19 protein-coding genes and 2 pseudogenes are annotated in these 24,813 nt (G+C 68.0%); 6 read left to right on the top strand and 15 right to left on the bottom strand.

Annotation, left to right across the window (positions count from 1 at the left end):
* Positions 1-12: 12 nt before the first annotated feature.
* Positions 13-864, bottom strand: coding sequence for a sulfurtransferase (locus AB0O76_RS38720; protein WP_365501500.1), 852 nt, complete (start codon positions 862-864; stop codon positions 13-15).
* A 323-nt stretch (positions 865-1,187) separates the two neighbouring features.
* Here AB0O76_RS38720 and AB0O76_RS38715 point away from each other — a divergent pair, with 323 nt between their 5' ends.
* A complete protein-coding gene (locus AB0O76_RS38715; protein ID WP_365501498.1) occupies positions 1,188-2,006 on the top strand; it encodes a VOC family protein in 819 nt (272 codons plus the stop codon).
* Between the two features lie 56 nt (positions 2,007-2,062).
* Here the strand turns inward: AB0O76_RS38715 and AB0O76_RS38710 are convergent.
* The 6 genes and pseudogenes from AB0O76_RS38710 to AB0O76_RS38685 all read right to left on the bottom strand — a co-directional run.
* Positions 2,063-2,212: pseudogene (locus tag AB0O76_RS38710) on the bottom strand (thymidine kinase); the annotation flags it as partial.
* Positions 2,213-2,315: 103 nt separating this feature from the next.
* Positions 2,316-3,224 (bottom strand): AAA family ATPase, encoded by a 909-nt coding sequence (locus tag AB0O76_RS38705; RefSeq protein ID WP_365501496.1) that lies wholly within the window; start codon positions 3,222-3,224, stop codon positions 2,316-2,318.
* Positions 3,224-4,312: an RNA ligase gene (locus tag AB0O76_RS38700; protein ID WP_365501494.1), complete on the bottom strand. Its 1,089-nt coding sequence runs from the start codon at positions 4,310-4,312 to the stop codon at positions 3,224-3,226. The genes AB0O76_RS38705 and AB0O76_RS38700 overlap by 1 nt, the downstream gene beginning before the upstream one ends.
* A gap of 262 nt (positions 4,313-4,574) precedes the next feature.
* The gene (locus tag AB0O76_RS38695; RefSeq protein WP_365501492.1) at positions 4,575-5,753 is read right to left on the bottom strand and encodes a hypothetical protein; all 1,179 of its coding nucleotides are present in this window, start codon (positions 5,751-5,753) and stop codon (positions 4,575-4,577) included.
* A complete protein-coding gene (locus tag AB0O76_RS38690; protein WP_365501490.1) occupies positions 5,750-6,895 on the bottom strand; it encodes a hypothetical protein in 1,146 nt (381 codons plus the stop codon). Before AB0O76_RS38690 ends, AB0O76_RS38695 begins: the two co-directional genes overlap by 4 nt.
* 107 nt (positions 6,896-7,002) lie before the next feature.
* Positions 7,003-7,647, bottom strand: a complete 645-nt coding sequence (locus AB0O76_RS38685) for a thymidine kinase (RefSeq protein WP_365501488.1) — start codon at positions 7,645-7,647, stop codon at positions 7,003-7,005.
* A gap of 126 nt (positions 7,648-7,773) precedes the next feature.
* Here AB0O76_RS38685 and AB0O76_RS38680 point away from each other — a divergent pair, with 126 nt between their 5' ends.
* Positions 7,774-8,178, top strand: coding sequence for a hypothetical protein (locus AB0O76_RS38680; protein ID WP_365501486.1), 405 nt, complete (start codon positions 7,774-7,776; stop codon positions 8,176-8,178).
* A 792-nt stretch (positions 8,179-8,970) separates the two neighbouring features.
* Here the strand turns inward: AB0O76_RS38680 and AB0O76_RS38675 are convergent.
* Positions 8,971-12,222 carry an RHS repeat-associated core domain-containing protein gene (locus AB0O76_RS38675; RefSeq protein ID WP_365501592.1) on the bottom strand — a complete coding sequence of 1,084 codons (3,252 nt, stop codon included), beginning with the start codon at positions 12,220-12,222 and terminating at the stop codon, positions 8,971-8,973.
* An 843-nt stretch (positions 12,223-13,065) separates the two neighbouring features.
* Here AB0O76_RS38675 and AB0O76_RS38670 point away from each other — a divergent pair.
* Genes AB0O76_RS38670 through AB0O76_RS38660 form a run of 3 tightly spaced genes read left to right on the top strand, consistent with a single transcriptional unit; the run spans position 13,066 to position 16,957 of the window.
* A complete protein-coding gene (locus tag AB0O76_RS38670; protein ID WP_365501590.1) occupies positions 13,066-13,878 on the top strand; it encodes a tyrosine-type recombinase/integrase in 813 nt (270 codons plus the stop codon).
* A complete protein-coding gene (locus AB0O76_RS38665; RefSeq protein ID WP_365501484.1) occupies positions 13,875-16,385 on the top strand; it encodes a tyrosine-type recombinase/integrase in 2,511 nt (836 codons plus the stop codon). Before AB0O76_RS38670 ends, AB0O76_RS38665 begins: the two co-directional genes overlap by 4 nt.
* On the top strand, positions 16,382-16,957 hold the full coding sequence (locus AB0O76_RS38660; RefSeq protein ID WP_365501482.1) for a DUF6262 family protein: 576 nt from the start codon (positions 16,382-16,384) through the stop codon (positions 16,955-16,957). The genes AB0O76_RS38665 and AB0O76_RS38660 overlap by 4 nt, the downstream gene beginning before the upstream one ends.
* Before the next feature lie 183 nt (positions 16,958-17,140).
* On the opposite strand, the gene AB0O76_RS38655 is transcribed toward AB0O76_RS38660, so the two are convergent.
* The 6 genes from AB0O76_RS38655 to AB0O76_RS38630 form a co-directional block, all read right to left on the bottom strand.
* Positions 17,141-17,572 carry a nuclear transport factor 2 family protein gene (locus tag AB0O76_RS38655; protein WP_365501480.1) on the bottom strand — a complete coding sequence of 144 codons (432 nt, stop codon included), beginning with the start codon at positions 17,570-17,572 and terminating at the stop codon, positions 17,141-17,143.
* Positions 17,573-17,888: 316 nt separating this feature from the next.
* Complete coding sequence (locus AB0O76_RS38650) at positions 17,889-19,223, bottom strand: FAD-dependent monooxygenase (protein WP_365501479.1); 1,335 nt, start codon at positions 19,221-19,223, stop codon at positions 17,889-17,891.
* Positions 19,220-19,957 (bottom strand): hypothetical protein, encoded by a 738-nt coding sequence (locus AB0O76_RS38645; protein ID WP_365501477.1) that lies wholly within the window; start codon positions 19,955-19,957, stop codon positions 19,220-19,222. Before AB0O76_RS38645 ends, AB0O76_RS38650 begins: the two co-directional genes overlap by 4 nt.
* Before the next feature lie 23 nt (positions 19,958-19,980).
* Positions 19,981-21,297: a hypothetical protein gene (locus AB0O76_RS38640; protein WP_365501475.1), complete on the bottom strand. Its 1,317-nt coding sequence runs from the start codon at positions 21,295-21,297 to the stop codon at positions 19,981-19,983.
* A gap of 88 nt (positions 21,298-21,385) precedes the next feature.
* Positions 21,386-22,453, bottom strand: a complete 1,068-nt coding sequence (locus AB0O76_RS38635; protein ID WP_365501473.1) for a polyprenyl synthetase family protein — start codon at positions 22,451-22,453, stop codon at positions 21,386-21,388.
* Positions 22,454-23,152: 699 nt separating this feature from the next.
* The gene (locus tag AB0O76_RS38630) at positions 23,153-23,500 is read right to left on the bottom strand and encodes a hypothetical protein (RefSeq protein WP_365501598.1); all 348 of its coding nucleotides are present in this window, start codon (positions 23,498-23,500) and stop codon (positions 23,153-23,155) included.
* Here AB0O76_RS38630 and AB0O76_RS38625 point away from each other — a divergent pair.
* Positions 23,411-23,911, top strand: a pseudogene (locus tag AB0O76_RS38625) (SAM-dependent methyltransferase); the annotation flags it as partial. The gene AB0O76_RS38630 and the pseudogene AB0O76_RS38625 sit on opposite strands and share 90 nt — an antisense overlap.
* An 11-nt stretch (positions 23,912-23,922) precedes the next feature.
* On the opposite strand, the gene AB0O76_RS38620 reads toward AB0O76_RS38625, so the two are convergent.
* Positions 23,923-24,534, bottom strand: coding sequence for a peptide deformylase (locus AB0O76_RS38620; protein ID WP_365501472.1), 612 nt, complete (start codon positions 24,532-24,534; stop codon positions 23,923-23,925).
* Positions 24,535-24,813 lie beyond the last annotated feature (279 nt).

Genomic DNA, 24,813 nt, shown 5'->3' with positions numbered 1-24,813 from the left:
ACGGCGTTCCGCCTACTGCGGGTCCGGGCCCTTGGCCACCGGGCGGGACGCGTCCGACGACCACTCCGACCATGAACCGACGTACAGCGAGGCCGGGATCCCCGCCACCGCGAGCGCGAGCACCTCGTGTGCAGCGGAGACGCCCGAGCCGCAGTACACGCCCACCTCGGAAGTGCCGGACGCGCCCAGGGAGTTGAAGCGGGCCGCCAGTTCGGCGGCGGGCCTGAAGGTGCCGTCCGCCGTGACGTTCTCCGTGGTCGGCGCGGAGACCGCGCCCGGAATGTGGCCGCCCACGCGGTCGATCGGCTCGATGTCACCGCGGTAGCGCTCGGCCGCACGGGCGTCCAGGAGGAGGCCGGAGCGGGCCAGCGCCGCCGCGGCGTCGGCGTCGAGGAGGTCCGTGGTGTTCGTGACGGGGGCGAAGGTCCCCTCGGCCGGGCTCTCCTCCCCCGACTCCAGCGGCCCGGTCCACGCGGCGAGCCCGCCGTCAAGGACACGCACCGAGGGATGACCCGTCCAGCGCAGCAGCCACCAGGCGCGTGCCGCGGCCCAGCCCTGCCCGCCGTCGTACACGACGACGTCCCGGTCTGCCGAGACCCCGGCCGCCCGCATGACCGCTCCGAAGTGCTCCACGTCCGGCAGCGGGTGCCGCCCCGCGGGGCCCGCCTTTCCGGCCAGATCGGCGTCGAGGTCGACGAAGACCGCGCCCGGGATGTGGCCTGCCCGGTACTCGGCCCGCCCGTCGAAGGCGGGGGCGCCCGCCGCCTTGGCCATGCTGAGCTGCCAGCGGATGTCGAGCAGCACTGGCGGGTTCTCGCCCGCCAAGTCGCTCGCGAGTTCGGACGCAGAGATGATGGCATTCATAGACACCATCCTTGCGTACAGGGTGGCCGCATCGCCCCGGTCCGGCTACTCTGCTCCGCCGGACGACCGCCGAACACGCGGTGTACGGACCCGGGCACACCGTGTGCAGCAGATCGACACCACCGAGCAATCACGCGTCAACGGATGAGAGACGGCGAACCGGGCATTCTCCGTGCGGAGCCGTGGCACGACGGCGCGGCCGGGACGCGCGGCGACACAGGTGGTGCGAGCATCTGCACGGGCGGGCAAGCGCGCGGAATGAGGTACGCGCGTTCGTAAGCGGAGCCGAGCGGCCACCACGACGGGCCGAGGAGAGAGTGACGATGACGGAGGCACGGGGGTCGACGGGCCAGCGTGACGGCGCGGGGGCCGTCCGCCGCGCGCCCGGCACGCCCTGCTGGGTGAGCCTGATGGCGCACGGTCTGGCCACGACCCAAGAGTTCTACGGAGCGTTGTTCGGCTGGGAGTTCCGACCGGGACCCGAGCAGCTCGGGCCCTACGTACGGGCGCTGCTCGACGGCCACGAGGTGGCCGGCATCGGCCAGATGCCCGCAGGCCAGCATCTGCCGATCGCCTGGACGCCCTATCTGGCGTCGGACGACGTGGACGCGACCGCGGAGTTGGTGCGGCACCTCTGCGGCACGATCGGCGTCGGCCCGCTCGACGCGGGCGAGGCAGGGCGCATGGCCATCGCCGTCGACCCGGCGGGCGCGGTGTTCGGGATCTGGCAGGCGGCGGCGCACCTGGGCGCCGCGATCGTCGGGGAGCCCGGCGCACTCGCCTGGAACGAGCTGGTGACCCCGGAGACGGCGGGTGTCGTCAAGTTCTACCAAGCCGTGTTCGGCTACGAGGAAGAGGCGGTGGTCTCGGCCGACTTCGACTATGTGACGCTCAAGGTCGACGACCGGCCCGTCGCCTCGGTGCACGGCGTGGGCCAGGCACTGCCGCAGGACCGGGGCGCGCACTGGATGACGTACTTCGAAGTCGCCGATGTGGACGAGTCGGTGAACCGGGTCATCGAACTCGGCGGCCATGTCCTCAAGCCCGCCCGGGTCGGCACCCACGGCCGGGTGGCGACGGTCGCCGACCCGGAGGGCGCGGTCTTCACCCTCGTACGGTCGGACGTGCCGCCGGAGTCCTGACTCAGCCGCCGGCCGCCGTGTCGACCGGAAGCACGCCCGGCGACAGGACACCGGCACGCGAGGTCGCCGACGACGACCTGCGCGCCTTCGACAACCATCGCGCCGCCTATGGTGCGAGCGTTGTGGGTGGCGCGCACACCGCACCAGCACACCACCTCGACCTGCAACACCTCGACACGGTCGGCGAGTTCGACCAGGCGCTGCGCGGCTGGTCGATCTGCTCGACGTACGCTCGACCACATATCCAACACCCGGCCGTATTCGGCTTGTTGGAGTGGTTCTACTTCCCGGCGAGGATCCGAGGCTGCATCAGAAGTTGCCGTCCGCGACCTGAAGGACCGTCAGGCCGATGGCCCGCCAGGCCTGGACGACCTGGCTGCGGTCGTCCAGGACGCACACGACGTCGTACGCGTCACGCACGTGCGCGTCGAAAAGCTCGACCTTCACGATCGAGTCCTTCCGTGAGTCCCCGGACGGCCGCATGAACGGGCCCGTGTACGGGACCTTGACGTGTTCGGTCAACCACGCCTCGGTGGCCTCCCGGCAGCCGTCGGTGCGGCCGGACAGGAACACGATCTGGTTGTCCGCTGCGTGCAGCGCCCGTACGACATCGATCACCGGCGGATTCGGCAGGTCCTCGTGCACCCGCGTCTCGTCGAACGGGCTGCGCCCCGCCATCAGCGCGACCGTCCCGTCGATGTCCACCAGGACCGCCTTCGGGCTGCCCTGCTTCGGCTCGTACATCCGCCCCACCGGGGCGGCTTCGCGGCTCTCCTCCGGCATCGGCAGCGGCGACTGCTTCCCGGCCAGGAAGCGCAGATGGAGAGCGCGAATGGTGTCCTCGCCCACCGAGGGCTCGCGCGCCGCGTCCCGCTCCAGGCAGGTGTCGAGCGGGACATGGGTGAAGTCGTGCACCTGCAGCTCCGCCCCGGCCCGGTCCGCGAGACGGGCCAGGTCGCGGGCGACCCGCTGCGGCAGATTGGTGTCGTCGCAGACCACGTCGTAGCCGCGGCGCAGGAGGTCGAGGATCGCCGTGTCCCTGACCGCCATGACGCGCTTCTCCGTCACGCCCTTGATGTGCTCACCGGAGTCGAGCATGGCGCGCAGGTCGTCACGGTTGACGCGGGCCCGGCCGCTGCGGTTCTCCGCGGTCCAGGCGCGCGCCCAAGTCGTCTTGCCGCTGGCGGGCAGGCCTCGGGTGAAGTGCAGGGTGGGCATCAGGCGTTGTCCTCGGTGGTGAAGTTGGCGGGGCGGAGGTCGCCCTCCGGGCGCAGGGTGTGCCAGATCCGGGCCGACGGGTCACGGCCGTCCAGGAGCTGGAAGAGCCAGGCGCGCAGCGGCGAACGGCCGGCGATGGCGGCGTACTCCTTGCGTGTCCACCCCTCGGGCAGCGCACCGAGAATGCGCCGGTGCTCGGCGGTCGCCTCGGCGAGGATGGCGTCGCGCCGCCCGGTCAGATCGGCCTCGACCTCCTTGACCCAGCCGTGGAATTCGTCAGGCAGCCCGTCGCAGATCTCGGCCACGGTGTCTCCCGCGCCGAGCCGCTCCCAGACCACTCGCGCATTGAGGCCGGTGATGATCCGGTGCAGAGCCACATAGTCGTCCTGCTTGATTTTGATCATGGTGTGGCCGTGGCCGGGGAAGCGCAGCACAAGGCCTTCGGCGCCCGTGCGCGGCGCGGCGGCCAGCGCCTCGGCCAGTGTCGCGAAGTCGAAGGTGCCGACTCGGGGTCCCTCCCACGGCAGTTCGTCCGCGGGAACCGGAGCACCGGTCGCCATATCGACACCGCCGAGCAGGACGAGATCATCCAACTGTCCGTAATCGCAGACGATCCGGTTCTCCGGGAAGATGATCTCGAAGAGGTATGTGACACCGGGTTTGATTTCCGCAGTGGCCGCGTACCGCTCCTGCCACACCTTTGTCGCGTGCAGTGCCTGGTCGGAGGCGAAGGAGCCCCGGGTTGCGACCGCGTACTCGCCCTCCGACACCGGGTAGAGGATGCCGAGCGAGCCGTCAAGCTTGTCGGTCGCCACCACGGGGTCGTCCAGGCCGAAGGTCCCCTCGGGGTGCTCGGCGAAGTTGAAGAACTTCGCGTACGGCCGGGCCAGGACCTGGCCGTGCCTGTCGACCACCAGCCCGCGGCACTGCCGGGTGACCTCGTTCCACTCGCGCTCGAACTGGGCCTTCTCGGTGTAGTTGAGAATGCGCAGCGGCAGCGTGGGGTGGATCTGCTCGCGTATGAAGCCCTCGTCGAGGCAGCGCGCGAGCAGGTCAGGGTCGAGCAGGTCACCGAGGTGGGAAAGCATGGCCTCTCCAGACAGGCCGGGGCAAAGGACTGGCCGATCATGTCAGTGCCCCGTTGGGGGGCGCCTCTTCTTTTCCCGCCTCCTGTTTCCCGCCTCCTGTTTCGCACCTCGTGTTTCCTGCTGCCGGCCGGTCGCCGCCCGCAGACGGTGCCGCGGTGCACGTCGGTCGGCGGGCTGATCGGCTGGGGCAACCAGAGCGAGCCGGAGGGCGATCTGCTGACCTGGATCTGCGGCGGATTGCGGCACGGCGGCCGGGCGGGAGTCAGCGGCTCTCGCCCGGCCGTGGCAGTTTCAGTTTCAGCGGACCGCAGCCGAGGCGGGCGGCCTCGGCCTCGACGTAGCGGGGGAAGAGGGTACGCACGTCCGCGCCGGCGGTCTCGCGCTCGTTGGCCTGTACGACGAATACCGTCTCGCCCGTCTGGCAGCGGGCCTGGAAGACGCCGAGGTTGGGGCCCAGGCCGCCGAAGCCGACGGCGGAGCGCACTCGGTCGCCCTCGTACAGCGCCATCCTCGTGAAGATCCCCGCCAGCCGCGGGTCCTCGACGGTCATCAGGCGCTGCCTCGGCTGAGAGCCGGTGACGTCCCGGTCGCAGGTGCGCACCGGCCCGTGCCCATCGGTGATCATGGGGTACTTGGTCGGCTTGCGCTTCTTGCCCAGTGTCAGGCCCCTGATGCCGCAGAGCGCGTCCGGCTTCTCGGTGTGGATGTAGCGGGCGGCCTTCGGCAGGCGTTCGACCGGATCGGCAACCGCGCCGGTGCAGCCCAGGTCCGCGCTGACCTTGTTGACGAGCTTCACGACCATGCGGGCCATCGCGTCCCGCTCTTTGGCGCGCGGCTCCATGTCGCTGATCCAGCTGCCCTGGGCGATGTCCACGACGGTCGGCCCGTCGAGGTCGCCGGGGCGGCCCAGGCATCCGTCCGGGATGGCGAGCCAGGCACGGCTGTCCGATGCCATGCCGAGGCGGCCGTCGCCGAGCGGTGTGAGGCGGGCGGAGAGGAACTCGTCAGCCCACTTGCCGTCGTCGCCGGCCCGGTCGTCAAGGCGGTGCACCCGGGCGGTGAGCACCCATTCGTCGCCGTCGCTGTTCGTCAACTGGCAGTTGCCGGTGGGGCCGTCCAGGGAGCGCGCACCGTGCAGCACGGGCGCCTCGACCGCCTTGACGTCCTGCGGCTCGCGGAATATCGGGGCGAGGTCGTCGCGGGACAGCGCGCCCCAGCACAGCTCGTCCGGCGCGAACGGCCCGGCCTGCACCTGCCAGGCCGTGCCGCCGACGCCGAGCAGCACCCCGGCGAGGCCAGCGGCAAGCAGCGGCCGGACCCGGCCGCGCAGCAGTCGGCGCCAGTGCCACCGGCGCCGACGCTGACGCCGCTCGCTGAGCAACTCCCGATCGGCGGGCAGGGGCTGCTCGTAGCGGTTCGGCTCGTCCTCTGCGCTGCTCACCGAGCGGCTCCCTTCGGGGCGATGGGGGCGCAGCCCCGGCGGGCCGCGGCCGCGTTGGCGAAGGCGGCGAGGTGGTCGGGGTCGCTGGAGGCGCCCATCAGGAAGGTGGCGGGCCGGCCGCCGCAGTCGGCTCGTACGATCGCGTGCTCCTTGCCGATCATGCCCGTGCCGCGCCAGCCGCGGGCCGCGGGGCGCTCGCCCACGATGCCGTCGAACACCGCGGCCAGTCGCGGCTGCGCGACCATCGCCAGGTCCAGATACGGCACGTCGTCGCGATCGCCACGGACGCTGCACGTCTGCAGGTCGCGGGTGACCGCGCCGATCTGCTCCTCGACGTCCTCCGTGCCCAGACGCAGGCCGCGGATGCCGCAGACGTCCTCAGAGGCGCTGAAGATGTTCTCCTCCTTGCCCGGCAGGTCATAGAGCGGCGAGCTGACCCTCAGCGGCTCGTCCGGCGCGCAACCGGCCGCCGCCATCCCGCGGTTGGCCGCCGCGACGAGCAGGACTGCCGCCTCCCGGGCGCCGCCCAGATCGGCCGGATCGTTCTGCGTGTACGAGGGGCCACTGGAGTACATGCCGGACGCGTCCATAGTGACGACGGTCGGCCGACCGTCGTCCGCATCACAGGACTTCGGGAGCACCAGCAGGCCGCCGCGCCCGTTCACCGTACCCGGCAGGCCGTCCGGGAGCGGGACCATGTCGCCGCCCAGGAAACGGTCCTGGACCATCGAGAGCCGGGCCTCCGCGGCCTTGGGGACCGGGCCGTACTCGACGGACACCCGCTGGTCGACGGAGACCTCGTCGCCGTCGTAACTGCTCTTGTAGTCGCTGTCGATGGCGACCTCACAGCTGCCGGTCGGGCGCTCGCGGGTGGGCGCCGTCTCCTTGGCGGTGCGTGACCCGTCGTCATCGTCACCGAAGGCCTCGTCGCCGAGGAAGCCCGGACCGCTGTCCTCTTCCCAGGCGCCCCAGCAGTAGCGGTCCTTCGGCCACGGCCACGTGTCCGCCGCCCACGTACCGAGCCCGGTGCCCGCAAGCACGAGCACCAGCGCGGATATCAGCAGCAACCGGCCCCGCCTGCTGTGCGGCAACGCCCGGCGTAGCCGACCCGGCGCCGCGGACGCCTCGCCTGTCTCACTCACCCCGTGATCCCCTCCGACGGCGGAGTGTATCCCCCGTCAGGAGCAGCTACGGCAAGTCGTACGTTGCCGCGACCGGGCGAAGGCGAGCGCAGTTGCCGCCGACAGTGTCAGGCGGAGGTGACCGGCAGCACGTCGGGCGACAGGGCTGCCGCCCGCGCCGCGGCGCTCGTCATCCGCCTGCGGTGATGGCGGCGGCACAGCACCTCGTACCCGACCTCCGCGGCAGGCCGATCCACGTCCCCCACCACGACCTGCTCCCCCTCGACCACCATCTCCCCGTCCACCGTACGAGCGTTGTGCGTGGCCCGTGCACCGCACCAGCACATCGCCTCGACCTGCAACGTCTCGACCCGGTCAGCCAGCTCGATCAAACGCTGCGACCCCGGGAACAGCTTGGTACGAAAGTCCGTGGTGATGCCGAACGCGAAGACGTCCAACTCCAAGTCGTCCACGACCCGGGCCAACTGGTCGATCTGCTCGGGCGACAGGAACTGAGCCTCATCCACGATGACGTAGTCCACCCGGCGGCCCTGCGACATCTGGTCCACCAGAAACCCGTACAGATCCATGCCCGGAGCTGCTTCGACCGCCTCCGTCACCAGGCCAAGACGCGAGGACAACTTCCCCTCCCCCGCACGGTCGTCCCGCGTGAAGATCACACCTTGCAAGCCCCTCGCCGACCGGTTGTGACCGATCTGGAGCGCCAGAGTGCTTTTGCTTGGGTATTCGCCATGTGTGAGCTGCGTTCTCACCGGGACAATGCGCACGTCTCCTTGGCACCGATCGACCTGCTCGCCTGGACGGAACTTCTACAACTGGGCGGCGACCGACCAGCTCTAGCCGAAGAGGCTCCACCTCCAGGTCGTACAGGTGACACCGTGACCGTCATCAACAACTGGTACACCAACTGTGGTCGGGTAGCCGGAGACCATCGCCCCAGCGAAGACGACCAGGCCGACGAGAGCGGCAGCGACGGCCCGGCGGACGAGAACGCGTCTGCCCCGCAGGCAGACGCCGGACAGCAGACGGCAGAGGCAGGAGCGATCATCCTGCTGGGCGAGAAGAAGCGGCTCGTCCCCGGAGCGCTGCGGCAGATGGTCATCGACCACCTCCAGGCCCACCCCGACGAGGCGTTCACCGCCACGAAGATCAGCCGCCTGATCGAGAAGTCCTTGGGTGCGATCGCGAACTCGCTCGCCACCCTGGTGAAACAGGGCATCGCCGAACAAGTCAGTGACAGGCCGCGCACCTACCGTCTGGCAACTACAGAGAACAACGGATAACCGAACTGGTAAGAAAGCTAACCGGGCTGGCTCCCACGGAGGTTGGGACCAGTCCGGCTGCTGTGTGAGTCCTCCACCCCAAGCGGGTGGAGGCGGGGAGGCAGGGCGTGGTGGTGGCCCGACCGAGAAGCCTCGCTGCCCGAACGTAATCACCCGGATTGCGCAGGTCGGGCAGGAACTCCGGGCGGATGCAGGAGAGTTCGGGCGGCTTGTGGTCGCATCGCTCGCGGATGTGTCCGCGTAGTTGTTCACTTGTACACGGACAGCTCCGACGGTGCTGCCCCGCGAATATGTCCTCGGCGCCCACGACGAGCCCCGGCTCGCCAACGGCGGCATCCATCCAGCGTCAGCGGTTAGCGCCTTTTAGCATGATGGCGTCAGAACGGCAGGTGCTTGACCTCCCACCGCCTGGTGGTGCAGAACGCCGGGGACGCGGCTGTTACACGTCCCCGGCGCATGCCCACGTGTCTGTTATTGATCTCCGAACAGCTTCTGCTGGCGCTTTCTTTCCAGGAAGCAGAAGCCACAAAAGACCGCGCCTAGGGCGACCCCCCCTAGGAGAGAGGCCAGAATGCTGTAGGCGACTCCATTCCCCGCGCCCAGGGACGCAGGAAGCAAGACCGCAGACATGGTTACTCCTGCGTATGTCCCGATGAGCACGGGGTGCCTCGCGGAGAATCTCTGGCTTCTGGTGGGCGGGCGGCTGAAGCGTTTCTCGAAGCGCCAGTAGGCATCAGCAATGCGAGCCATCAGACCTCTTCGGTTCGGAGATCCCATCGGATTGTCATCCCCTCAGTTGGGGAGGTTCCGGTCAGCCCTCCACCGGTTTACCGCAGGGCCGAGCTTCCCGGCGAAGCTACCAGCAACCCCCCATGCCATGGGCTGCCAGGTCGCCGACCAATACCCGCCGAGGGTCTGGTTCTCCCCAGACACACGGTGGGACACCGCGCCGGCCACACCCGCTCCAACGATGACGCAACCGGCTGTTGCGGTCATGCCGGTGGCGAAGCTGCACCCGGCGGCGACCCCGATTCCGAGGATGGCGCCGCTGTGCTTCTTCCAGACCTTCTTCACCTTCCCCCACCCGGGTATGCCCCAGAGGCCGTTGGGGTCGATGATGTTGGTGGGGTCACCGGAGGCGTACAGGTAGGGGTTGGCTTCCAGGCCCGAGGGGTCGGGCTGGGTGAAGCGGCCGGTGCGCGGGTCCATGTACCGGGCCTCGTTGTGATAGAGCCCAGTCGGGTCTTGGTAGCCGCCTACGAAGCGGTACGGCTGCGGAACCTTCTCACTCATGGTGCGGGTGACGCCACGCGGGCTGTAGTCGTACGTGTTGACCTTCGCGCCCTGGCCATCGACGACGATCCTGGTGGATCCGAGGGCGTCGGTGAGGTAGTAGTACGTGCTCTGCGTCCTCGACGGACCTTCCGTGCGGAAGGAGTTGAGGTTGCCGCTCGGCTCACGGGTGAAGTTCATGTCCACCCCGGCCGTGGTCTTGGAGGACAGGCCGACCGGGCCGTGGTGGAAGGTGGTGTCGCCGAACTGCATGCGCTCGGACTGGTCGGTGGAGGCGTAGCGTCCCTTGAACTCCTGGCCGCCCTGGGTGAGGGAGGTGAGCTGGGAGAAGTCGTTCCACTGGCCACCCGTGCGGGCGGCTTCCGGGGTCGGGGCGGCCGCCGTCTCGTTGCCGGCCTTGTCGTAGGACCAGCCGTCGGTGACGCCATCCTTGCCGGTGATCTGGGAGGCGTCGTTGTAGCTGTAGGTGGTGCCGCCGGGGCAGCCTGCCTTGCGCCCCTGCGAGGTGAGGTTGCCCGCCTTGTCGTAGCAGTACAGCCAACTGTCGTTGACCGTCGCCCCCTTGGTCTCGTTGGTGAAGGTGAGACGGCCTGCCGAGTCGTAGGTGTAGGCGCGCTTGAGTCCGGCGACGGCATCGGTCTCGGTGCGGATCTGGGTGCCGTCCTTGGTGGTGCTGCCGCTGGTGTACGAGTAGTCGTAGGCGAGGTCGACCAGCGTGCCCGACGGTGAGGTCGCCTTGATGCGCTCCGCACGGTTGGCCTTGTCCGGAGTGATGGTCTCGACGGTGCCGCCGGGGAAGCTGGTCTTGGTGCGGAAGTCGTTCGCGTTGTACTCGTAGCCGGTCTTCTTGCCCTGCGCGTCGGTGAGGGATTCGAGCTTGTTGACCTTGTTGTAGGTGTACTTCACCGTGCCGGACGGATCGGTGTACGACTCGACGTTGCCCTCGGCGTAGTAGGTGAGGACGGTCTGCGAGCCGTCCTGCAGGGCACGGATCGTCTCCCGGCTCAGCGGGTCGAAGTCGTACTTGGTGATCCCGGTGGCGTCCGAGCGCTGCTTCAGATTGCCGTCGCCGTCGTACTCGTAGGTGACGGTCATGTTCGTGCTGGAGACCTTCTTGATCCGGTCCCGGTTGTCGTAGACGTAGACGGTCTTGATGCCGCGGCCGTCCACGCTGGTCTCCGCACGGCCCAGGCTGTCGTAGGTGTAGGTGGCCGCACCCGTCGGGTTCGGCGGGGTGACCTTGGACAGGTTGCCCTTGGCGTCGTAAGTGACCTTGGTCGCCTTGCCGTTGGCGTCGGTCACCTCGCACCGCTGCCCCTCGAAGCCACCGCAGGTGGGGTCCTCGGGGTTGTAGGTGAAGGTGCGGGTTCCGCCTTCGGCTCCGGCGACGATCTCCTTGGTGGTGTTGCCCGCGGTGTCGTATTCGTACGTGATGGCCATGCCGTCGGCGGACGTGATCTTTCCGGGGACGTCCGCGCCGGCGATGGTCTTGTAGCCGGTGAGCGTGGAGGTGGCGCCGGTGGGCAGCTTGGCGGAGGTGGGGTTGGACCGGGTGTCCCAGCCGTACGCGGTGACGTTGCCCGGGGTGCCGCCCACACCCATCGCGTCCACGGCCGTCTCGAGGTTGAGGTTGGCGTCGTAGGTGCTCTCACGGTTGCGGCCCAGCGCGTCGGTGACCTTGGTGATCTCGCCATCGGCGGCATGCGCGTAGGTTGTGGTGTTCCCGGCCGGGTCAGTGACCTTGGTCGTGCCCGCCCTGCCCTCGCCGGCGGTGTACGTGTAGAGGTACGTCGGTCCGGTCTCGCCGGAGCCGTCGAAGTGGGTGGCCCGCTTCATCGAGGTGACGCGGTTGTCGCCGTCATAGGTGAAGACCGTCACCCGGCCTTCCGGAGTGGTGATCTTCGTCAGTCGACGGGACGAGTCGTAGCCGAACACGGTGGCCTTGCCCTCGGTGTCGGTGACCTTGGTCAGGTCCCCGGCCGGGTTCAGGTCGTAGACGACGGTGCGCCCCGCGTTGTCCTTGGCCTGCCACTGCGACGCGTCGATCTTGACCAGGTCGACGAAGCGGCCCGAGCGGGAGTCGGTCAGCTTGAAACCCTTGTGCTCACTGCCCGCATCGTGCTGCTCGACCAGGGTGTGCCCGCCGTTGCGGTCGGAGACCTTCACCAGCGTGCCGGAGGCGCTGTAGGTGTCCTTCGAGCCCGAGCCGCGCTCGGTCACCGTGTACTCGCCCTCGGCCGTCTTCTTCAGATCCAGGCGGTAGCCCTTGGGAGTGCTGTAGGTGCCGTCCGTCTTCTTGGTGAAGGCGACGGCCCCGCCGGTGGCGTCGTACAGGACCACCTGGCTGTCCTCGATCTGCAGGTAGCGTTCGTAGTTCTGCCACCAGCGCTGCGACACCTTGCCCCACGGCGCGTCAAGGGAGTTGTAGGTGCGGGTCAACTGCAGGGACTGGCCGACCCCGGCGACCTGGAAGTCGGTTCCGGCGAGCATCAGGTTGCCGGTCGAGTAATTGATGCGGGCCACCAGCGAATCCGTCACCCGGACATCGGAGATCTGGTGCCAGGGCACGTCTCCCTGCCCCTTGGGCACGACCGCCGCGAGCGCGTCCTGGGCCTTCGCGCCGCGCTGCGGTGTGGCTTCGGCGGCACGGGCGCGTTCCTCCTGCGCCTTGCGCCACGCCGCCACCTGGTCCGAGACATTCTCGCGTACGGAGTCCGGGGCTTTGGTCTTGCCGACCTTCACCGGCGGCATCTCCGCCTTCGCGCCGTCCCTGCCCCAGGCCGAAGACGAGGGACTGACCGGCTCGGTCTGGGCCATGGCCGCCGGTATCGCTCCGGCCATGAGCGCCACGGCGACCGAAGCGGCCACGGCGATGCGTCTCGCCCGAACCTGCTTGCGTCTGTGCGGTGTTCCTGTGGTGCGTGAAGACATGCTTCTCCTCAGGAAGACAGAGCCCAGCGACCCCCACGGTCACTGGGCCCTCGCACGCTAAGCAGCACCACACAGAAATCGCACAACTTTTCCCACCGGTTGCCCCGGGTTTCAGCCCCGATCATTGCCGCGAAAGAGACAAGCGGACCACGGCTCGACCCGCCAAGACGCCTGGTTGCTCCCGGACCAGCAGTGGTTGTCCGCAGCGGGCTTCGACTCGAAACGCCCCCCATTGCCCCTGTGATCGCCTTGCTCAAGCCGCCCGGTGATACCGGATATCGACCAGTCCGGTCAAGCATGGTCGTAGACCCACGCACGGCCGGTTAACTACAGGAGCTCTTTCCCCTCTGGCACCTCTGGTTCTGGGGGGAATCTTCATGTTCCTGGAAGGTATCCGAGGGTTTGCAAGGCATATCAGTTACGTCTGGCACGTCGACGACGGTCTACCGCGCGGAGCGGGCCATCTCGCCTGCGAACGGGTCCGTCTCCTGAGTTGTGATCGACGACAGCACCTATGAGTTCCACCGCGAGGCTTCGGCCTATCTCGACTCACTCCGCACACGACACCTGTCGTGGAACACCGAACGCATCTACGCAGGCCGGTTGGCTCTGTACCTGACGTCCTAGCAGCGGTTCCGTTCGGAGGAGACCGCGAACGCGGTGATGACCACCGTCTGTGAGCTGCTGCGATTCGGTGCCCGCTACGGCTGGGTTCCGCCCGAGGTGGCCGCTCGACTGACGCAGCAGAAGTACCTCGCCTATCTCCCGCCCGGCTACAACGCCGGCGAGGACGGGCAGTTCCGCACGGTACGCGCCCGCGAGCTGAAGTTCGTCGTGGTACACGACGGCATCGACTGGCTGACGTTCGAGGAAGTCGAGCAGCTACTCAACGTCACGGTTCACGCCCGCGACCGGTTCATGGTGGCCCTCCTGTGGTGCACGGCCCTTCGCATCGGGGAAGCCCTCGGCCTTCGCCGGGAGGACATGCACCTGCTGTCGAACTCCCGCTCCCTGGGCTGTCGGGTCGAAGGCCCACACGTCCACGTACGGCGGCGGATGAACGACAACGGAGCCTTGGCGAAGTCCCGAGAGCCGCGGTCGGTGCCAGTGAGCGAGGAACTGGTCGCTCTATACACGGAGTACGTCTACGAACGCGACCAGGTCGCCGAAGCGGTCGACGGCGACATGGTGTTCGTCAACCTCTTCCGGGGCGTGCTGGGCCGGGGCATGACCTATTCGACGGCCAAGGACCTGTTCGACCGGCTGGCGCGGAGGGCGGAGCTGACGGCGCGTCCTCACATGCTGCGGCATGGGGCGGCGACGGCGTGGATCCGGGCGGGGCAGCCGCGGGATGTCGCGCAGAAGCTCCTTGGCCACTTGTCTTCCTCATCCATGGCGCCGTACATCCACGCCAGCGATGCGGACAAGCGCGCTGCGGTCGAGAATGTCGCGGCGCGTCACGGGGGTATCGCATGACGACGGCAATGCGCGCTGGTGAGAACGTCGTCGCTGCAGAATTCCCCGTCGACAACGGCGCCTGGACCATCTGGCTGGAAAAGGAGCTGCTCGATCCATGGCGGCCGGACGAGTGGCACGGTCCCAACTGGCTCTTCCGCGGTGACCTGTTCAATGCGGCCACGTGCGCGTGGCCGTGCCGCGTTGCCAACTGCGGGATCGGGATCACTACCCGCAACGGGTTGTGCATGACCTGCTCGGCTGCGTACAAGCTCAGCGGCCTGAACCAGGAGGAATTCGCCGCGACACACGTGGCCTCCGGAGCCCGGCGGGCGCCGATGCGTGCCCACGGCTGCGCGGTCACCCACGGCGCCCAGGTGTGTCCGCGGGCGGCCAGCTCTCGCGGCCTGTGCGCCGCGCATCGTGACGAATGGCGGCGCTACTTGCGGCAGAACCCCACTGCGGTGCGTGAACAGTGGAGCCGGATCGTGGCACTCCCGCTGCCGGCGCTCCCGGACTGCAGGGTGCGCGGTTGCACGGTCGCGAGCGACTCGCCCTCGGGCCTGTGCCCGAACCATTTCAGGCGATGGCGCAAGGCCGGGGAGACCGGCCGCCGTCCGGAGACCGCGGAGGAGTGGGTGGGCCGGCAGGCTCCCTGGCTGAGCATGGCCGACTTCTCTCTGGCACCGCTGGCTCCCCTGGTGCGGCGGGAAGTCCTCCATGGTCTGCAACAGCGCGACTTGCGCGGTGCCCGGATGGACCCGGGCACCGTCCGTCGTCTGGTCCGCGCGTGGGAAGGTGTCGAGAGCCTGCTCCACCTGGACCCGGAGAAGTGCCCGGTCAGCGGCTTCAACGCGGCGTCGCACCGGCGCGAGCTGATCGCCTGGGTGAAGGCCGCCTTCGACCGCTTCCGCGGCATCGACCCGGGCGCCGTGACCGAGCTCAACCTGACCACCGCCGGGGTCACGTCGCAGCTGACCAAGTCCGGTCGGCGAGCGCGGGCCAGCGCCACCGTGGACCTGGTCCCCATCCGTCAGCCGTGGCTGCGTGGCCTGCTGCTGGAGTGGGTGCACGCCGTGCAGCCGAACTCCTCCGCCTTCCGCTCCACACTCCAGGCGTGCACGCTGGCTTCGACGACGCTGTCGATGAAACCCGGGGGCGGACAGGATCCCGCTGCCCTGAGACTGCCCGACATGGACGCCGTCATCACCGCCTACGGCGACGCTCGGAAACCGGACGGCACCCTTTACAGCTACGGCGTTCGCACCGCCCTGCGGCGGCATTTCTTCGGCCTGCTGGATTTCGGCCGCGGCGATGGCCTGCTGGACGACCTGTCCCCGCGCTTCACAGCGAACGCCCACCACGCGATTCCCCGCGTCGAGGAGGACGAGGACGAAGCCGCCAAGGCAATCCCCGAGTTCGTGATCCAGCAACTCGACGCCCACTTGGGCTCCTTCGGGCGCAACGACCCGCGCTTCCCCCGCAGCGGATTGTCCGAGGACGACCTCGCGTGGATGCTGCAGACCGCCTACATCGTCATGCGCGACACCGGACGGCGTCCCCGCGAGTTCTGCGGTCTGCGGCTGGACTGCCTCAAGTACGACGAGGGCGAACACCACCTGATCTGGGATAACTTCAAGAAGAAGCGCATGCGCCGACTGCTGCCCATCAGCCGGCAGACAGTGGAGGCGATCCAGGCATGGCAGCGACGCCGACGTGAGCTGAAGGTCACCCAGGCGAGCACGAACCACCTGTTCCCCGCCGCGACCAGCGACCGGAAGTACCCGCACATGGACTCGGGAGACTTCTCCCGGGCCCTGCGGTTCTGGATCGATGGCTTGTCGGCTCTCGACTCCGACGTGCCCGGCGACGACGGGCGCCCGCTGCCCTTCGATCGCAGCAGGATCTTTCCCTACGCCTTCCGCTCCTCCTTCGCCCAACGGCACGCGGACGCGGGCACCGACATCGACGTGCTGATGGACCTCATGGACCACCGATCACCCGACGTGACCATGACGTATTACAAGGTCACTATGGAGCGGAAGCGGGCGGCAGTGCAGACACTGCGGCTCCACTCCGTCGATCGCGTGGGCCGTGCCACGCCTTTTTCCTCGAACCTGTCGTACGAATCGAAATCGGTCGCTGTCCCGTACGGCAACTGCGTCGAGCCGTCGAACGTGAAGGCCGGAGGGAAGAAGTGCCCGATCCGCTTCCAATGCGCGGGCTGCGGCTTCTACCGACCCGACCCGTCCTATCTGCCCGCGATCGAGGACCACATCCGCGCGCTGAAGGCCGACCGCGAGCTGGCCGAGGCCATGGACGCCGACGCCTTCGTCATCCGCAACATCACCGACCAGATCGAGGCGTTCCAAGGCGTCATCGAGCGCATGAACGCCCGCATGGAAGAGCTGCCGGCCGAGATCCAGGCAGAGGTAGAGGAAGCCAGCAAGGTGCTGCGCAAGATACGGGCCGGAGGACGCACCCTCCTACCGCTCTCTGTCGTCCAACGGCCGGGGGCACAGACATGACCGTGTCCCGCACGCCCGCCGAGGTCCTGGCGGAGTCCCGGCGACGGGACAGCCGGACCAAACGGCAGCGTGTCCTTGCCATCGTGGACCAACTGCTGGCCCAGGGAGATCCGGTGACCTTCGCCGCGGTTGCCCGCACGGCGGGCGTCTCGAACTGGCTGGTCTACGCCGACGGGGTGCGCGAGCACATCGACAAGGCCCGTGCCCAGCAGGCGAGCCGTCCCGCCCGCGACCGGCAGTCCGGAGGCACCGCGAGCACAGCAAGTCTGCGTACCGACCTGGAACTCTCCCGCACCGAGATACGGGCCCTGCGCGAGGAACGAGACAAACTCAAAGCTGCTCTTCAATGCAGCCTCGGCCAGCAACTCGACCAGGCTGTGACGAAGGACCTCGTCGCCCGGATCGATGAGCTGACCAGCCACAACCTCAGGCTGTCCACCCAGCTCCAGGAGGTTCAGCAGGACAGCACTCAGCTCCAGCAGCGGCTGGAGGAAGCCGAAGACGACCTCGCTGCGGCCCGCACCAGCCTCCGCCGCATGATCCGGGACGAAAGCCGTAGCAGTGGCTGCTGACCCCGCCGAGTTCTAATCCCGAGCCCCGGCGGCGGCAGCATTGGCCACGTGCCCTCCGACGCCGGGCACCTCTACCCGGCCCTGACCATAAAGCGCAAGCTCAGGACCTGTGCGGGATCCGCTGCCGGAGGAACTGGCGGCCTCCGCAGCTGCACGCTGAGCCGCTGACGGCAGTGGACTTCGTCACCCAGACCGGGGTGCGCTGATCTGTTGGATCAGATCGGCCACACTCCAGTAGGCGGCTTCCCGGGCGATGCGGCCGTCGTCGGCGAACTCCAGAATGCTCGCGCCCTCGAAGGAGAACGGGGCTTCCCCGGAACTTGGTGCCGGAACCTCCGGGATCTTTCCGATGAGTGTGCCGGACATGGTCCACTCCACCACCGCGTGGTCAGCCGTCACGATGCTCTTGCGTGTGGTGACCGCGAGGTTCGAGAACATTGGATAGAGCTGTCGGTAGAACTGCCGCAGGTTCTCGCGGCCCCGGATAGCCACCTTGATGCCCCTTTCCTCGTAGAGGGTTTCCTCGGTATAGAACGTAACGACCTCTTCGGCGCCCACGTTCAGCGCGGCTACCCAGTCCTCCAGGAAGGCGGTCCGTTCGGCGATGTCACGCATTTCCACGACGGGTCCTTTCTTTCTTTGGGTTGGTGGGTTGAGCCGGCGTGCTGATGCGTGGAGACGAGACTCCACTGGAAGTCCGCGTATACGGCCGCCCGGTCGTCTCTCGCCGCTCTCACCACACACCCCAGGCGCACCTGGTCGTCCAGGGCAGGAATGACGGATGCGGGGGTTCGCCGTGCAACACAGCGCGCGGTGAAAGCGTTTCGGCTCACTGCGATATGCACAGGTCGAACGTGGCGAGGCTGAGGCGCCGCCACCGAGCAGTCGCTCGGCTTGCCCGATGGGCCGCAGGCATGCGGCGGATGGTCAGTCATCGTCGTTGTCTCCCCGCGACGAGGAGTTGGCGGAGGACGTGTGGGCGGGCGAGGCGTCGTGGGGAGTCGATCATGCCGAAGAGTCTGACGACTGTGGCGGAAATGGCAGGGTCGTGTTCGGCGGCGGCGGTGATCCGCTGGAAGGCGGCGCTGAGCAGGCGTGCCCGCTGGTTTCCCTGGGTGAGGCTGTAGTCGCCGCACGCGGCCAGCCACCACTGTGGGTTGGTCACTCGGTGGGCGGCGCGGAAGAACTGGCGGGCCAGCGGGCCTGTCTCTGTGGCGAGACATGCGTCGAGGGCTGCGGCCTGTGCTACGGCCATGGCCATCCCGCTGCCGTAGATCGGGTTGATCGAGCACAGTGCGTCTCCGATGACCAGCATGCCGCCGGGGAATGAATGCATCCGGTCGAAGCGTCGGCGGGTGGCGTGGGGGAAGCGCTGGTGGGCGATTGGGCCCAGGGGAGCGGCGTGCCGGAGATGGTGCATGACATCGTCGGGGGCCACAGTGGCAGCGAGGGTGAGGAAGCTGTCATCGTCTGTTGGCGGTCCGTGGTTGCCGTACTTTTGCAAGGACAGCACCCAGCTCCCGTTCTCCTGGGCTACGAATGTCATCCCGTGTGGGTGTGATGCCGTGGCGCCGATGACGACGGCCCGGTCGGTGCCGAGCACATCGGGTGGGAGAGCGAAGTGGCGGCTGGCGTAGATGACGTCGATCCGGACGCGCTGTTCAGGAGCTCGCGGAAAGCCGTGTTGCTCCAGCCAGGCTCCGCTCCGGCCGCCGCGGCCGGTGGCGTCTAGGACCAGGTCGGCTTCCAAGTCGTGGCTGCTGGCGGTTCCCGATTTCGCGGAGTGCAGCCGGACCCCGCGGATGGCGTGGTGGTCTTTCGTCCTGCCGTCGGCAAGGAGACCGGCTGCCCGGGTGTCCTCCAGCAGGGTCACCGCAGGGAGCTTGAGGACACGGGCTCGGATCTTTCCCTCCAGGAAGGGCCTGGAGGCGAGCAGGAGGTTGGTGCCTGCGGGGCTCTGCCGCAACAGATGGCCGTGGAAAACCGCTCGTACCTGGGTGCCTGCCTCGGCCGCTTGGGCGCCGTCGGCCAGGCACTCCTCCAGCAGTCCCGGAAAGAGCTCCTCTAGTTGTTGCATGGCGCGCATGGTGAGCAGGCTTACGTGCATGCCCTGCGGGACCCCCCGACGTGACTGGCCGTCCACGAGCGGGCTGACCAGGTCACGTTCGACAAGGGTCACCTGCTCGAAGTGCTTGGCGAGTACGCCTGCGGCACACAGTCCCGCGATTCCCGCTCCTAATACGATGGCGTGCGTTCGGCCAGTCATGGAGTCCTCGGCGCCGAAAGGTAGTCGCGGGCCAGACCGATCCCTGAGTCCAGCGCCTGTGAGAAGTCCTGGAAGTAGCCGAGTTCGCCGTCCTTCTTCTGGATGGGGACGCGCACGTCTGACAGTTGGGCGGAGCGAGGCATCAGGTGCCATGGCCAACTGCCTGCGAGCGGCCGGAACACGATCCTTTCGGTGAGTTCCAGGAAGCGGGCCTTGAAGTCCACCCAGATGATTGCGAGTTGTCCCTGCCGTCGAGCGTCGTTCCGCAGCGCTACCAATTTCTTGGGGGCGGCCACGTAGTCCGGGGCGGTGGCGCTGCCGTGAAGGACCGCCACGATCTGGCTGTGTCGTCGTCGGGTCGGGTCCAGTGGTGCGAGCACGTCGTTTACCGTGGGCATGAAGGTGTAGACGTACAGGTTGTCGTGCCGGTATCGCCAACGTGGCAATCGATGGCTGTTGACCGGGGCCCCGTCACTGACGCGACGCTGGCCCATGAACACCAGTCCCAGGTTGGGGAACGCCGGATCGAACACCTGGAACAGCAAGATCACTGACTCGCCGGGACGACGCAGCGCCGCTCCGCAGTCGACCTCAAGACACCACACGTCGGCAGCGGTCCCAGTGAGCGGCGTGTACGCCTCGCATTCGGGGATCACGTAGTGCCGGGCGCGTACCCCGCGGGTCGTGAGGGCTTCAGCCGCCGCCGTGAAGACCTTGTCCAGGCAATCACTCACGTCACTCGTCCATGCGATTGGCATCAGGATCCTCGCCGATGGTGCGCCGGTGGGCTGAGGGCGACCGCGTAGTCGCCCATCTGGGCATCGAAGGTCTTGCGATAGAGCTCTTGATGGAAGCCGACGAAGCACAGGGCCGGAGCGCCCACCAGAGCGGTACCCAGTCGTGTCTGGAGCTCGGCGGCACCGGCGTCCAGTGACGCGAGCGTGCGACGGTACAGCGTCGTGACATCGTCGAGTCGAGTTTCGAACAGGGGCAGCGCTTCTGCTGCCGGCAGGTGGCGGATGCCGTCCAGACAGACGTTGAACTCGCCGAAGCCGACGTCCTTCTTCAGCCGCGTGAGGAGTGCGCCTTCCTCGGCTTGCGCCTTCCAGAGCACTGCTGACAGGTCAGCGCCGTGGGATGCTGCCCCCTGAGCCCGCAGCCGGGACAGCAGTAGCCGGCGGTCATCGGGCGCCTGCTCAAGCAACCGGGTCCCGACGTCATTGACGAGTCGTACGAGCAGAGCGGCATCGGTGAGGAGCCGTTCGAGGCTGCCGTCGTCCAGCACCTGTGCATAGCCCGGGAGAGGGCAGACGACTTCGTTGATCAAACCGGTGTAGTACGACAGGGTCGAGACGACCATGATGCTGTCGGTGCCGGTGGCAATCAGCTCGGCTTCGTCGGTGGGCCGCTCGGTGATGAGCCGTTGGACAGCGCTGTAGCGCCGGATAAGGCCGTTGGCGAATACATTCCAGGTGGCCAGGTCTCGCACCACGGCAGCCATGGCCAGTCCGGATTCGATGTTCGCCAGGAGGCTCGCTGCGACCGAGAACTCCAGGGGCTGAGGCTCGTCCTCGGGGTGCGCCGCCACGTACGCCGTCGCCAATGCCCGGTGCTCGGCTTCGTTGTTGCTGCAGCGGAAGGCCGACACGTCCCGCGCCATGGCCTCCCACTCGCCGAGCCTGTCCCTGGCCGGACTCGGATTCATCAGACGTAGGCTGTCCATCGCTGCAGAATTGAACGACCGAAGTAAATCCTCCCGGGCGTCTCTGACGGTGGAACCGCTCAACCCGGCGGCAAGGTTGTCGGAGACGACCTCGTAGATTTGGTGAACGCTCATGAGCGTGCCGTGATCGGTGAGAGAGTTCACCTCGGAACGATCAAGTGGCAGGTTGTCCAGAAGGGCGCCGGTCATGCGGACCAGCTCTTCCAACGCGATGAGGCGCAGCCATCGCCGCGCATAGTGGGGCTGATCCAGGAGCCAGGCACAGTACCGGCGATAGGGGCCATCCGGCAGATAGTCGAGGCTGCTGCGGTAAGCGCGAATGGTTGCCTGCAATGCGTCCCGGGACGTCATGGCTCGTCCTCCCCGCGGTCGATGCCCGCGCAGAACCCGCGGGGGGAGGCCCGCAGCACCTGGCGCCAGGGAGACGCAGCATCAGTGTTCATGTCGTCCTCACGGTGGCGACGCAGGCCAGGTGCCGCAGGCTGGTGGTTGCGGAGGGCGGGAGCGCGCCACGGTCCAGGGCGCGTTGGGCCTGGTCACAGCGGGAGGTGATCATGTTCTCCACCGTTGCGCGGGCACCGGTGTCGACCAGGACCTTGCGGATCCGGGCAGCGCCGTCCTCGCCCAACTCCGGATCACCGATCAGCGTGCGCAACAGCTGCTCCTGGTCCCTGTCGGCGCTCTGGAAGGCAACGGCGAGGAGCACGGTGTGCTTGCCATCACGCAGGTCGTCCAGGCAGGGCTTGCCGGTTGTCTCGGGGGTGCCGAAGACGCCCAGGAGGTCATCGCGGAGCTGGAACGCTTCACCGATGGGCAGCGCGTAGTCGCTCAGCGCCGCCTGGGTGGCCGGGGTCGCATTGGCGAGCGCGGCACCGGTGTGCAGGGGGCGCTCGACGGTGTATGTGGCGGTCTTGTAGCGGATGATCGTCAGGGCGCGGGCGACGTCGGCGGTGGGCCGGCCGGTGGCGGCAAGGTCGAGGTACTGGCCGTACATGACCTCGGTGCGCATGCGGTCTATCACGGGCAGGACGCGGCAGAGTTGTGCGGGGGTGAGGCCCGCGGTGTGCAAGAGCTCATCCGACCAAGTCAAAGCGAGATCCCCAATGAGGATCGCAGCGCTGGCACCCAGATGCTCGGCGCTGGCGCGAGGGCGGTCGGCGGCGTGGCGAGCGGCGAGGGCTCGGTGGACAGTGGGCTGGCCACGGCGGGTGGCACTGTTGTCCATGACGTCGTCGTGGATCAGGACGAAAGCATGGAACATTTCCAGCGCGGCACCCACCTGGATCACCGGGGCGATCGGACCATCGCCCGCCGCGGCGTGCCAGCCCAGCACACACAGCAAGGGGCGCAGGCGCTTCCCGCCGGCCGCCAGGAAATCATCCAACGCCCGGATCACCTCGCCGGGCATGCAGAGGGCACGGGCCAAGGCCGCCTTGTCCTCCAGGAAGCGGTTCAGCGTGGTGTCGACGTGCCGACGTAACGCTTCAAGGTCCGGCGGTTCGACCACTCGAGTCGCGGTCACGGCTGTTCACCCCGGCCGCCCGCGAGCGCGGTGAGACGCAGAGCTTCGCGGAGAAGCGAGTTGACGGTCTGTGATGCGAGGACATTCTTCATGACCGTCCCCTTACGCAATCTCTGGCCTTTGCCATCGCCGCAGGAGACGCCGAGGTCAGCTTCGCAGGACTCGCCGGGGCCATTGATACGTGGCGCGCGGAAGGGCACGGACCCGATGGCGTGGCCCTGCACCGCGGCGAGCCGCCGACTGCCCAAACGGCCTGCCGGCCCCTCAGGACCGGCAGGTCCCTCCCAGCACATCCCGATCCCTCGGTGCGCACGCCCGTCTCGCAGGCACACCGGTCCCCATTGCCAACTGTTCCAACAGCCCGACCGCTGGGGCGCAGTACGGGCCACACGAGCGGGCAACAGCGCGACACGGTCATGGCGAGACCCGCTCATCACTTGAAGGGACGGAATCACGCGTGGTTCGTATGGGTGCGTGCCCGTCCGGCACGCACCGCCAACCGGAAGGAGCCCGACGGAAAGAAGTGCCGGGCGCACATGGCGAACTCGCCGTGTACTGCAAATGCCACCGGTCTAATGCGTGCGCCCGCGAGCCTGCAGAACGTGCCCGCATGCTCCCTCCCGGACCGCCGTCCGGGCCGTGCCGCTTACGTGGGCGGCCCCACCTCGCACCGTCGTAGCTAAGTCAGGCCGCGATCGTGGTCGACCGGGCGGTGGCGAGATTTTTCGCCCTTGTACGCACCTCGTCGACGGCTGCTGTCTCGTACGGGCAGGCCGCGTCGAGCAGGGTGTTGAGCCGGGAGGTCACCAGTGTGGAGTCGACGCGGGCGGCGTCATCGAGCGCCTGCTGGGCCGCTGCGGCGCCCCGTTCGGCCTGGCCCTCGTCAAACAGAGCGGCGGTGAGCCCGACGCGGTCCATGACGCGCGGATGTGGTCGAACCCGGCCCGCGTCCTGCTGACCGTCGCCGAGGAGGGCACAGCCGAGGGCCAGTTGCTGGCCGGCACCGTGTCGTTCATGTCCGCGCGTGCCCACGCGGCGCCGACGTTCAGCTACCCCGCCCACTGGGCGACTGGCCTGCCGGAGAAGCCGCGGACAGGTCGGCACAGCCCCAGCGGATCACCGACGCCACCGAAGAAGCGTTCCACCTGCGGTTCCTCGCCCAAAATGCGGTGTCGGACGCGCAGATGACGACGGTCGGCGAGGTGGTGCACCTGGTCGACGTGGTGACCGCGTTCTACCGCCACCCTCACCCCGTACGACGGCGGTTGGCACGTGCGCGAGGGCCGCCCAGTGCGGCCCTGGGAGCGCATCGAGCACGTACCTGACGCCCTATGACGAGATGACGAGGCCGACCGGCCCGGACCGGAGACGTTCACCCTGCACGTCTCCGACGGCGGACAGCACCTGCGGCACCCGCAGATGGCCAGCCTGCCCCTGCCCAAGGCTGTTATGACCTATGCCCCGGAGCTCGAGCTGTACCGCCAGTTCTGTCCCGTGCCCTTGTACTCGGCCACCGAGATCGTGCTGCTGCCGGGAGCCATCCGCGCGACATACAGCACCCCGTCCAGATGATCGACTTCGTGCGCGACCAGCCGGGCGAGTCCATCCGTGAAGATCGTCGTCTGACACGTCCCGTCGAAGTCCTGATGCCGTACCCACAGTGTGCGCGGGCGGGGCACCTTGCCGCGGACATCGAAGAAGGACAGGCACCCCTCGAACTGCTCATCGGTGTCTGACGACTCCTCGACCACCACGGGGTTCAGGAGAGTGATGGCATCGCCCTCGGCCGGCCGGACGATGGCGGCACGCCGACCGACCCCGATCTGTGGTGCGGCTACGCCCATCCCCTTACTGAAGGTGTGCACTGTCGCCGCACGGTCGGCAGCCGCATGGAGCGCCGCCACGATCTCCCGGGCCTCAGCAGCCTCTCCTGGGAGTTCGAAGGGGCGCGTCAGCTCGGTGAGGACGGGCGTCCCTTCTTGGACGATGCCGATCGACTTCATGGTGTCGCTGGCGTGGACGGTGTGGTCACTGGCGTTCCCCTCGCTCAGTCCTAGAAAGGTCACGTGCCTCATGTGCCTGATACCGCCGCGGTCTGTCTGCCTGCGTAGATGCTTGACAGCTGTAGATAAGGCCGGACTGGTGGTGTCCCTCCATGGGGGTCTGCGTGACGCTGCCCCCTCGAGACCTCGGACTGTAAGCCAAGTGTGGTCGTGGCCGTGGTGTCGACGGTGATCGCCGTATATACGACCTAGTGCTGCGTTCCTGTTTGGGCGGGTATATGTGCTGGTAGCGGGGCAGATTCGGATGCTCGGGGCGGGTGCTGAGCGATGGTCTTGTGGGCG

This window comes from Streptomyces sp. NPDC086554 (genome assembly GCF_040686095.1).
In the GTDB taxonomy this organism is placed as follows: Bacteria; Actinomycetota; Actinomycetes; order Streptomycetales; family Streptomycetaceae; genus Streptomyces.
Note: the sequence above shows the minus strand (reverse complement) of the source record. Positions and strands in the feature narration are given on the sequence as shown.

Excerpts from the sequence above, each read along its gene's own strand:
- AB0O76_RS38655 (WP_365501480.1), bottom strand. The coding sequence starts at position 17,572 with ATGCGTGACATCGCCGAACGGACCGCCTTCCTGGAGGACTGGGTAGCC.
- AB0O76_RS38640 (WP_365501475.1), bottom strand. The coding sequence starts at position 21,297 with ATGACGTCCCGGGACGCATTGCAGGCAACCATTCGCGCTTACCGCAGC.
- AB0O76_RS38715 (WP_365501498.1), top strand. The coding sequence starts at position 1,188 with ATGACGGAGGCACGGGGGTCGACGGGCCAGCGTGACGGCGCGGGGGCC.
- AB0O76_RS38670 (WP_365501590.1), top strand. The coding sequence starts at position 13,066 with ATGACCACCGTCTGTGAGCTGCTGCGATTCGGTGCCCGCTACGGCTGG.
- AB0O76_RS38705 (WP_365501496.1), bottom strand. The coding sequence starts at position 3,224 with ATGCCCACCCTGCACTTCACCCGAGGCCTGCCCGCCAGCGGCAAGACG.
- AB0O76_RS38700 (WP_365501494.1), bottom strand. The coding sequence starts at position 4,312 with ATGCTTTCCCACCTCGGTGACCTGCTCGACCCTGACCTGCTCGCGCGC.
- AB0O76_RS38660 (WP_365501482.1), top strand. The coding sequence starts at position 16,382 with ATGACCGTGTCCCGCACGCCCGCCGAGGTCCTGGCGGAGTCCCGGCGA.
- AB0O76_RS38650 (WP_365501479.1), bottom strand. The coding sequence starts at position 19,223 with ATGACTGGCCGAACGCACGCCATCGTATTAGGAGCGGGAATCGCGGGA.
- AB0O76_RS38720 (WP_365501500.1), bottom strand. The coding sequence starts at position 864 with ATGAATGCCATCATCTCTGCGTCCGAACTCGCGAGCGACTTGGCGGGC.
- AB0O76_RS38665 (WP_365501484.1), top strand. The coding sequence starts at position 13,875 with ATGACGACGGCAATGCGCGCTGGTGAGAACGTCGTCGCTGCAGAATTC.
- AB0O76_RS38675 (WP_365501592.1), bottom strand. The coding sequence starts at position 12,222 with ATGCCGCCGGTGAAGGTCGGCAAGACCAAAGCCCCGGACTCCGTACGC.